This is a genomic window from uncultured Nostoc sp. (assembly GCF_964245445.1).
In the GTDB taxonomy this organism is placed as follows: domain Bacteria; phylum Cyanobacteriota; class Cyanobacteriia; order Cyanobacteriales; family Nostocaceae; genus Nostoc.
Map to the genome: position 1 here is coordinate 12,184 of NZ_CAXTNE010000127.1, position 9,580 is coordinate 21,763.

General features: G+C 41.0%; 9 protein-coding genes. 6 read left to right on the forward strand and 3 right to left on the reverse strand.

Annotation, left to right across the window (positions count from 1 at the left end; genetic code table 11):
* The coding region (locus ACFE90_RS20725) for an Rpn family recombination-promoting nuclease/putative transposase (protein ID WP_375503816.1) at positions 1-633 on the reverse strand (633 nt) is incomplete at its 3' end.
* Positions 634-794: 161 nt separating this feature from the next.
* Between ACFE90_RS20725 and ACFE90_RS20730 the strand changes: the two genes are divergently transcribed.
* The 6 genes from ACFE90_RS20730 (at position 795) to ACFE90_RS20755 (ending at position 5,809) form a co-directional block, all read left to right on the forward strand.
* Positions 795-1,526 carry an ABC transporter ATP-binding protein gene (locus ACFE90_RS20730; RefSeq protein ID WP_375503818.1) on the forward strand — a complete coding sequence of 244 codons (732 nt, stop codon included), beginning with the start codon at positions 795-797 and terminating at the stop codon, positions 1,524-1,526.
* 33 nt (positions 1,527-1,559) lie between these two features.
* Positions 1,560-2,123 carry a Uma2 family endonuclease gene (locus ACFE90_RS20735; protein WP_375503820.1) on the forward strand — a complete coding sequence of 188 codons (564 nt, stop codon included), beginning with the start codon at positions 1,560-1,562 and terminating at the stop codon, positions 2,121-2,123.
* Positions 2,124-2,194: 71 nt separating this feature from the next.
* Entirely contained in the window at positions 2,195-3,238 is a 1,044-nt protein-coding gene (locus ACFE90_RS20740) for an endonuclease NucS domain-containing protein (RefSeq protein ID WP_375503822.1), read from the forward strand.
* Between the two features lie 156 nt (positions 3,239-3,394).
* Positions 3,395-4,042, forward strand: coding sequence for a histidine phosphatase family protein (locus ACFE90_RS20745; protein ID WP_375503824.1), 648 nt, complete (start codon positions 3,395-3,397; stop codon positions 4,040-4,042).
* Positions 4,043-4,126: 84 nt separating this feature from the next.
* Positions 4,127-5,152 carry a glucokinase gene (locus ACFE90_RS20750; RefSeq protein ID WP_375503826.1) on the forward strand — a complete coding sequence of 342 codons (1,026 nt, stop codon included), beginning with the start codon at positions 4,127-4,129 and terminating at the stop codon, positions 5,150-5,152.
* 45 nt (positions 5,153-5,197) lie between these two features.
* Positions 5,198-5,809, forward strand: a complete 612-nt coding sequence (locus ACFE90_RS20755) for a hypothetical protein (RefSeq protein WP_375503828.1) — start codon at positions 5,198-5,200, stop codon at positions 5,807-5,809.
* A gap of 409 nt (positions 5,810-6,218) precedes the next feature.
* Here the strand turns inward: ACFE90_RS20755 and ACFE90_RS20760 are convergent, their stop codons facing one another.
* Both ACFE90_RS20760 and ACFE90_RS20765 read right to left on the reverse strand, forming a co-directional pair.
* Positions 6,219-7,436 carry an ABC transporter permease gene (locus tag ACFE90_RS20760; RefSeq protein ID WP_375503830.1) on the reverse strand — a complete coding sequence of 406 codons (1,218 nt, stop codon included), beginning with the start codon at positions 7,434-7,436 and terminating at the stop codon, positions 6,219-6,221.
* A 10-nt stretch (positions 7,437-7,446) separates the two neighbouring features.
* Positions 7,447-8,910, reverse strand: coding sequence for an efflux RND transporter periplasmic adaptor subunit (locus ACFE90_RS20765; protein WP_375503832.1), 1,464 nt, complete (start codon positions 8,908-8,910; stop codon positions 7,447-7,449).
* Positions 8,911-9,580: the final 670 nt, after the last annotated feature.

A 9,580-nucleotide genomic window follows, 5' to 3' on the forward strand; every position in this document is an offset into this window, starting at 1 on the left:
CGATTCTCGCAATACTGCCATATCCCACCTCATGATTTGTTGCACTAAAGGCGTGTCTAACACAAAGCTAGCAAAAAATGCCAGCAATGATTCTAACTCGTTCAACTGTGCATCTGCTCTTAGCGCCTGTAGTGCGCGTTGCACAACTGATACTTCTCCCCCTCCTCGCAGGATTGGCACAAAGGGTAACAACGATGGTAGTGGTTGCCCAAACACTATTTCAGCATCGATTTCCCACAAATTAATCACGCGATAATCTTGGATAGCACGTAATCCCAAAAATTCCTGCTCGTAACTATTGACAATAGTTAAGGTGGATGGGGGCGGTAAAATGTTGATCAGTACTGGGTAAGTTGGCAATCGGTAGCGTTCTTGTGCCAAGGCAGTATATGCTCTCATCCGTAGAGGCATCTGTGCCGTGTAACGCAACTGTAGTTCATTTAGTACTAGAAAATCTCCGTGAGTAGGACTGTATGCCTTCACCAACACATCTGTTTCGCGGCTAATCCAGTGAAACTCAGAGCCGAGAATTTCTTTCGCCACGACTTCAGGACGCTGAGTCACCCACTGTACCCATGCATCGGGAGCTAAATTAATTAGTCGTTTGCTACCAATATCTGCTACTTTTGCCACAGGACGCTTGATATGTTTATCAGTAACTAATAGTACATCATAAAGATTGCAGTATTCTGGCGTTAATTTTTAAGTTGCAGCAATGTCTACGCACTGTTTTAAGAAATCTATGATTGATGTATCTTAAGTTTTGAATCAACATTTCTGGATGTAAACCGCCGATGAAAGCCGATAGTAAGCCAAACTATACAATTTTAGAAGTTCAAGAACTTGATGTTAATTATGGCGGTATCCAAGCTCTAAAAAAAATTAATTTAGTTATTCAAAAAGGCGAGGTAGTTACTCTAATTGGTGCTAATGGTGCTGGTAAAACTACCACACTCCGCGCCATATCTAAAGTAGTTAATCCTAAGAGTGGCGTAATTATCTATAATGGACATAATATTAACCGCCGCAAAACTCACGAAGTTGTACAACTTGGCATCGCCCATTGTCCCGAAGGACGCAGAGTATTAGCGCGGCAAACAGTATTTGATAACTTACTTTTGGGTGCTTATATTCGTTCCAATCAAGCTGAGGTAAAAGCAGATATTCAGCGCCAATTTGAGCTATTTCCACGTTTGTCACAAAGACGCAATCAACTAGCAGGAACCCTCAGTGGTGGTGAACAACAAATGTTAGCGATCGCTCGTGCTGTCATGAGTAAACCACAGCTATTACTTTTAGACGAGCCTAGCTTAGGTTTAGCACCTGCGATCGTCCGGGAAATCTTCTCTATTATTGAAAATCTCCGGGCTACAGGCGTGACTATTCTGTTAGTTGAACAAAACGCTAATCTGGCACTACAAATTGCCGATCGCGGTTATGTTTTGGAAGCTGGTTCTATAACTTTAACGGGTGCTGCATCAGAATTGATTAGTGATGAGCGAGTTAAAAAAGCTTATTTAGGATGATTCATTAAATGAAAACTTGAAAGGTATAAGCAGATGGTAAAATCAGCAACTAAACCCCTAACCATAGAAGAGTTTTTGAAACTACCAGAAACAAAGCCTAGCTCAGAATACATTAATGGTCAAATTATTCAAAAGCCAATGCCTCAAGGAAAACATAGCAAATTACAGGGGAAGTTAGTCACAGGTATAAATGAAGTAGTTGAAAGTCGAAAAATTGCCCTTGCTTTCCCAGAATTGCGGTGTACTTTTGGCGGACGTTTGATTGTCCCTGATGTTGCTGTGTTTGCTTGGGAACGGATTCCCTTAGATGAACGAGGATATGTAGCAAATGTTTTTCAAGCGCATCCAGACTGGACAATTGAGATTCTTTCGCCCGATCAAAGCCAGACTAAAGTAACCGGGAATATTCTACATTGTTTAAAACATGGTAGTTGTTTAGGTTGGTTAATTGATCCAGGCGATCGTTCTGTCTTAGTTTATCCACTAAAGCAGCAACCAGAACTTTTACAAGAAGAACAAGAAATATTACCAGTTCCCGATTTAGTCAGTAATCTTCAATTAACTGTAGGGCGACTATTTGGGTGGTTGAAGTTGTAAGCAATTGGATAAATTCCTATCTAGCTTTGGGAATACTAAAGGTAGTAATTTCCTGAAGTCAGAGCGAGATAATGAATTTTGTGAATTTAAGAAAAACGGGTAACAGTTGGCAATTTGCGACTGAAGCTGATTTAGAAGATTTTGTCTGGGCGAATTTAAAGGAACTTTTTGGGTTAATTCCACTAAAGCGACAATATTATGTCAAGGGTCAAATTTGCGACATTTTAGCTTTGAATGAGAAGAAACAGTTAGTAGTGCTGGAATTGAAAAACGGTGAAGATAGATATATTGTTCAGCAACTAACTCGGTATTATGAAGCTTTACTTGAGAATAAACCCTTCCAGGAAGAGGTAGACTATGGACAACTTATTAGTTTGATAGCAATTAAGCCTAATTTTCATCGAGATAATTTTACAGATAGAAAGTACAGCCATCTACCTATTCAATTTCTCAATTTTCAAATATTCGTAACTAGTCAAAACTTCTATTTAGAACTAAAAGACTTAGATAGTGGCAATTTGTCAAAAGTAGAGATTCATCATCAGGAAAGAGATGTTAATGAAGATATACCTGCTCCTCCTAGAGCAATTATTAACCGCCTAGCTAAATGTGACAATTCTAGTGAAAATGAGCGAGAGGCTGTACTCAGAATTCGTAAAAAAATTCTTGGCTTTGACAAACGCATTCAAGAAATTGTTAAACCTAATTCTATTGAATATGGTAAAGGAAAAAATAAGCTCTGTGCTGAGTTTTACTTTGGTAGCACTATTTATGGTTCTCAAGGTAGACCTAACCTATTTCTAAGATTACCTGAACCGGAACCATATTTAAAGCAAAATACCCTGAGAATGCATATTTGCCTTGATAAAGATTGGACGAACTTTTATATAATAATTAATTACCCTAGAGCCTTTGTTAGTAATAAAAATAGAAGTCATAACATGTATCAATATCCAGTATTCCTAGAAAAAATAAAAAGATGTGTGGAGACTGAATTAATAAATGATCGATCGCGCATCTGCTATCAAAATTACGAAAAACTTATTCTGAGTGGAACTAACTCTCTAGAGCTTTTAGTTGATATTGCTTTAGAAACTTGGCTAAAAAGGCTTTAAGTAAAACTACATTGACAGCATTTATAACTTTTCCTAATCATTAGTATTATTAAATATTATTACGATTTTTGTCATATATTAATATTTGCAGCCCTCCTTGCAGATATCTATATATTTGTTTAGCGGCGAATTATATTCACCGGAATAATTAAACCCATGAGTCAAATAGTCTGGATCGCAAGACACGCTAACCGCCTCGATTTCGTAAACCCTGATTGGTTTCTCACCGCCGAACGACGCTACGATCCCCCCTTGTCTGATGATGGTATGGTGCAGGCACAACAGTTAGCTAAACGATTGAAAAGAGAAAATATTACCCATATTTTCGCTTCTCCTTTCCTGCGAACCGTACAAACGGCAAACGCAGTTGCAGAAGTGCTAAACTTACCGATCAAATTGGAAACAGGCTTGAGTGAATGGCTAAACCCAGTTTGGATGACAGAAGAACCCGGAAGACTCTCGACTCCAGCATTAGCAGAGTTATTCCCCAGAATTGACACCAGCTACACTCCGCGCATCGCCGCTAAATATCCTGAAACTCGTGAAAAAGTGCGAGAACGTTCTGGGCAAACTGCGAGATGTTTAGCTACTGAGTTCCTCCCAGAGGATATCCTGCTAGTAGCACATGGTGCATCTGTTTTGGGGGGAGCAATGGGGCTAGTGGGAGAAATTGCCAAAACAGAAGTTAAAGCTTCTTTATGTTCGCTGGTAAAAGTGGTACGCGAAGATCCAGAATGGTTATTAGAACTAAAGGGAGATACTTCCCATTTAACCCACATAGAAGAAGTTATTCGATTTGCTTAAGCCTCTGATAGAAATTTGCGTTCATGGCTTCTGCTACGTTGGGTATATCTTACAAAAAAAGTAATTAATTCACGAATAAATTCTATGACTTTATTATTAGCAGGAGACATCGGCGGTACGAAAACTATTCTGCGATTGGTTGAAACATCAGACTCACTAGCTTTACATACTATTCATCAGGAAAGTTACCACAGTGCTGATTTTCCCGATTTAGTACCCATAGTGCAGCAGTTTTTGGTCAAAGTTAATACACTCATACCAGAAAAGGCTTGTTTTGCGATCGCAGGTCCCATTGTCAAAAATACTGCCAAACTGACCAATTTAGCCTGGTTCCTAGATACCGAACGTTTAGAAGAAGAATTGGGTATCCCACATATTTCTTTGATTAACGACTTCGCCGCCGTTGGCTATGGCATTTCAGGTTTACAAAAACAAGACTTGCTGACGTTGCAAGTTGGCAAACCTCAACCCGAAACCCCCATTGGAATTATTGGTGCTGGTACTGGCTTAGGACAAGGATTTTTAATTAAACAGGGAAACGACTATCAAGTCTTTCCCTCAGAAGGTGGACATGCTGACTTCGCCCCTCGGAATGAGATCGAGTTTCAACTGTTGAAATACCTGCTAGGTAAACATGATATCCAGCGCCTTTCTGTGGAACGCGTGGTTTCTGGAATGGGAATTGTGGCAATTTACCAATTTTTGCGCGATCGCAAATTTGCCGCCGAATCACCAGATATTGCCCAAATCGTTAGAACTTGGGAACAAGAAGCTGGACAAGAAGAGAAAAGTGTTGATCCTGGTGCTGTCATTGGTACAGCTGCACTAGAAAAACGCGATCGCCTCTGTGAACAAACTTTGCAATTATTTATAGAGGCTTACGGTGCAGAAGCTGGCAATCTTGCCCTTAAACTCTTACCTTATGGTGGTTTATACATTGCTGGTGGAATTGCGCCCAAAATCCTGCCCTTAATTCAAAACAACGGTTTCTTATTAAACTTCACCCAAAAAGGCAGGATGCGCCGCCTCCTTGAAGAGATCCCCGTGTATGTTATCCTCAACCCACAAGTAGGGCTAATAGGTGCTGCTTTATGTGCTGCTAGGTTATAACAGCTAGCATCAACAGTGAGATCAGCATCTCAAAAGGCAAAAAATATGACAACTAAAAGTCTGTTGCCACTAATCGCCGCCACACTCGTCTGTGGTGGCTCTGTTTTTGTGGAAGCGCGTCAACCCAAACCTACCACGGCTGTTGTCAAACGAAAGGTTTCTCAACCCGTGCAGCCAAAATGGAAGTTATATACTGCACCAGATGGACGCTTTAGTATTTTGATGCCAGGAAACCCCAACAGAAATACTCAATATCAAAAAACTTACATGGGGGAAATTACTTTAGAAATATTTGTTGCTCAACCACCAAAACAGCAAGTAGCTTATGTAGTTGCTTACAATGATTTTCCTTATAGTTATGGTCAAATAACTGACCCCCAAGCTTTACTTAATAATGCACGAGATATGGCTTTAAAGACTACGAAAAGTAATTTAATTAGTCAAAGGAATATTCATAGTTCTAATAATCATCCTGGCAAAGAAATTGAATATATCAATTCTGGAGGAAAAATTACTAGAAGTAGAATGTATGTTGCTGAAGGAAGGTTATATCAAGTAATGGCAATAACTACAAAAAAACAGCAAAAGACATTAGCTAAAACCATTACGGGATATTTAAATTCTTTCCATGTAGTTTTGAAAAAGCCAAATAACTAAAACCTCTACTATATTAGCCTTGCAATCAATTGTCTGGCTTATATAGCGAGCGCTTTTCATTTGTATGCAATATACTTTAACCTCACTGCCATTACTCTTTCCTAAAAGGCTACAGTCTACACACAAGTCAGATTTACCCCCCTTATCAAGGGGGGAAATAAGAAATTTAGTTCCCTCCCCTTGTAAAGGGGAGGGTTAGGGTGGGGTAAAACTGATACTAAAACCTCGTTTTATTATAGATTCCGCGATACACTACAAACTGGATAAAAATTTTGGATTGTCGCTAACAATATTTTTCCATTAACTCCAAACTTTTAACTCCTAAATTCTGCTGTATTTTAATTATTTAATTTTTTTTAGCTTGTGTCTGAAAATTCTTGTCCAGATGTATTAGTTTTACACTAATAGACTAAGCACTTCTCAAAGCCACAATCGGGTCGAGTTTAGCAGCGCGACGTGCAGGAACAACACCAAAGAATAAACCGATACCACCAGAGACACCAACTGCCATAGTAATCGCTGTTGGAGAAAGTGCCGCTTCTAAGGGAGTCAAGGCTCCCACTAATAGAATGCCACTGACACCAACCGCAGTCCCAACTAAACCGCCAGCTGCGGAAACTATTACTGCCTCAATGATGAACTGTAGCAAAATATCTTGCTCAGTTGCCCCGATCGCTTTTCTCAATCCGATTTCTTGAGTGCGTTCGGTGACGGAGACAAGCATAATATTCATGATGCCTATGCCGCCGACAAACAAAGATATCCCGGCGATCGCAGCTAACATGATTGTCAATGCACCTGTGATTTGACCGACAGTTTGCAAAGCATCCTTTTGAGAGCGAAGAGTAAAGTCATCTTCACCATTAATTTTGTGCCGTAGACGCAGTAAATTAGTAATTTGAAATTCTGCTGCATCCACACTCTCTGAATCACGAGCGGCAGCAACGAGATAATCTAAAGCAATACCATAAGGAGAATTTTTTCCCACAAGTCGGTTTGCTGAAGTCGTGATCGGTATTAAAGCAGCATCATCATAATCTGCTCCCACGCTGGAACCTTTGGCTATTAACGTTCCAATCACTTGAAAGCTGGTATTTCCGATTCGTAATTGTTGACCGATAGCGTTACTATTACCGAATAGTTTTTCTGCCAAGTCTCCACCTAACACAACGACTTGGTTACTTCCCTTAATGTCTACCTCAGAGAAAAACCTGCCTTTAGCAGTTTCAAAATCCCGCACTGATAGAAAGCTCGGAGTTGTGCCAATGATGTTAACATCGGTGTTTCTGTTGCGGTATACAATTACCTGTCTTCTGTTTAACTCCGGCGCAACTCCTACTACTGTTGGGACTTGAGAGGCGATCGCTTCAGCATCTTGTAACACCAGAGTTTTTGGCACTTCAAAGGAGATACGCTGAGTTTCTCGATTACCTGGCAGTACAAACAGCACATTTGGCCCTAATGACTCCAACTGTTTATTAACGTACCTTTGCCCACCTTCACCAATGCCAATCATGGCAATCACTGAAGCATTGCCAATAACTATACCCAACATAGTGAGGGCGCTACGCAATTTATTTGACAGCAGGGTTTTCCCCGCCATTTGAATGCTTTCTAAAAAATTCATGTCTTAAAAATTACGAATTATTCTGTTCTTTCGCCTTCTCAATTTTGTAATCTTTGGGTGGATTAACAAAAACGCGATCGCCTTCTTTAACTCCACCTAAAATCTGAGTTTCGTTTTGGATTTGTGCCCCAACTGTAACTTCGCGGAACTGGGGTTTATTCTTTGCATCTGGTACAAGTACGCCAGTTTGACCCTTTTCAGTGACGATTGACACCGTTGGTAACACCAAGGCATCATTGACGCGATCACCTAAAAAAGTCAAATCCACATTTAAGCCAGAACGCAGTTTATCTGTACCAGTATTCAGAGCAACCCGCACCTGGAAGGATGTCACACCTTGTTCCACTACTGCTTCTGGAGCAATCAGGCGCACATGACCTTTAAAAACTTGGTCGGGATAAGCATCAGCGACAATTTCCACCTGCTGTCCCGGTTTAATTCTGCCAAGATCAGCTTCGGGAACTTGAGCTAATATTTCTAACCCGCGTGCTACGGCGACAATTGAACTAGAAGTTGCCGACGCACTAGCAGATGCAGAAGTTGTGGGTGTGACAAACGCGCCAGGATCGGCATACTTTTGGGTAACAATTCCCGAAAGAGGAGCGCGAATAATTGTATCTTCCAACTGCACTTGTACACCCTTCAATTGAGCCTCAGCCGCAGCAACAGCTGCTTGACGCTGGACAATTTCTTCAGAACGAGTCCCATCTTCTAACAGTACTAATGCTGCCCGTGCTTCATTAACTGCTGCTTGACGTTGGGCAATTTCTTCAGTCCGACTACCACTTTGGACTAACGACAATCCTTTTTTAACTTCTTCTAAATTAGCTCTAGCACTTTTGTCTTCGCTGAGGGCTTGATCGAATAATTGTTTTTTCTCTGCTCCCTGTTGATATAGATATTGATAACGCTTTACCTGTTCATTGGTGTAATTCACCTTTGCTTGAGCCGCATCCACTTGGGATTGAGATTGAGCAATCTCTTGGGGACGATTACCGACTTTAGCTTGGGTTAGCTGGGCTTGAGCTTGTGCTAACCGGGCCCTTGCTTGAGCAATTTCTTGAGGACGACTACCAGCAAGGGCTTCGGCAAGTTGGGCTTGACTTTGGGCTAAGTTAGCACGGTACTGGCTCCTTTGAGCCTCAATACCTGCGCTATCCATGCGGGCGAGAATTTGCCCTTGTTGAATGCGATCGCCTTGTTCCACATATAATTGCGACAGCACTCCGGGGTTCTTCGGACTAATATTTACGCTCTGAACTGGTACGACTTTGCCACTAGCTGTAATCCGTAAGGTGACGTTTTTCGCTGCTACTGGCACAGTTAATTGAGCAATGTCTTCTTTTGTCCCTTGATTTACCAGAGTGTAGGTTGTGGTACCAACAACCAAGACACCCCCTGCTATCAGCCCCATCAGCCAGCGTAATGGATATTTAACTTTGCCAACAACAGGAATTTCTATGTGCGTAGCCATATCTAAAAGCCTATAAATCTTGCTTTATGGGAGTAGCCTGTAGTTATATTGATGATGCCCATCGAATTGCCTATAGTAAAAGCACCCCTTCGGAGCAAACAGCTGCGCTTTTGCTCCCCTTTGCGCTTGTGGGGAGTGGTTAGGGTTCCTCTTAACTATGGTTAATTGAGGGGACATAAATATTAAAGGGCAGGTGCAGGAATACGGAGTTGTTAAAATTTTTGGATTAAATCTTTAATTAATGAAGTAACAACTAGACGGATAGTTAGCTTCATAGTTGCTTAATCTTCCTTAATAATAGATATTATATGCCTGTATGCCTTCACCTGAATGGGTGACTTTAGCCACATTGTTATTTGACACCCTGGCTTGCTTCTAATTGGCAGATTTTTGGCGACGCCGAATAGCCCGCCGCAGGCATTGCTACTGTTGCACCAAAGAAGCCACAATACTTAGGATACTCGGCTTGCAGTATTGAAGCATTATGCTTGACGTAGACGCAAAGCGCAAAGCCGGAGACTCCGGCTTGTCGTCAAACCGATGATCATACCTAGTTACTTCATTGAAAAAACAAATAAAGTCAAATTTAATAAACAAAATACCGAAATAAGAAAGCGTTTAGACTAAATGCTTTCTCAAACCCCAGTTTGCTTTCTCATTTCAGTAGATT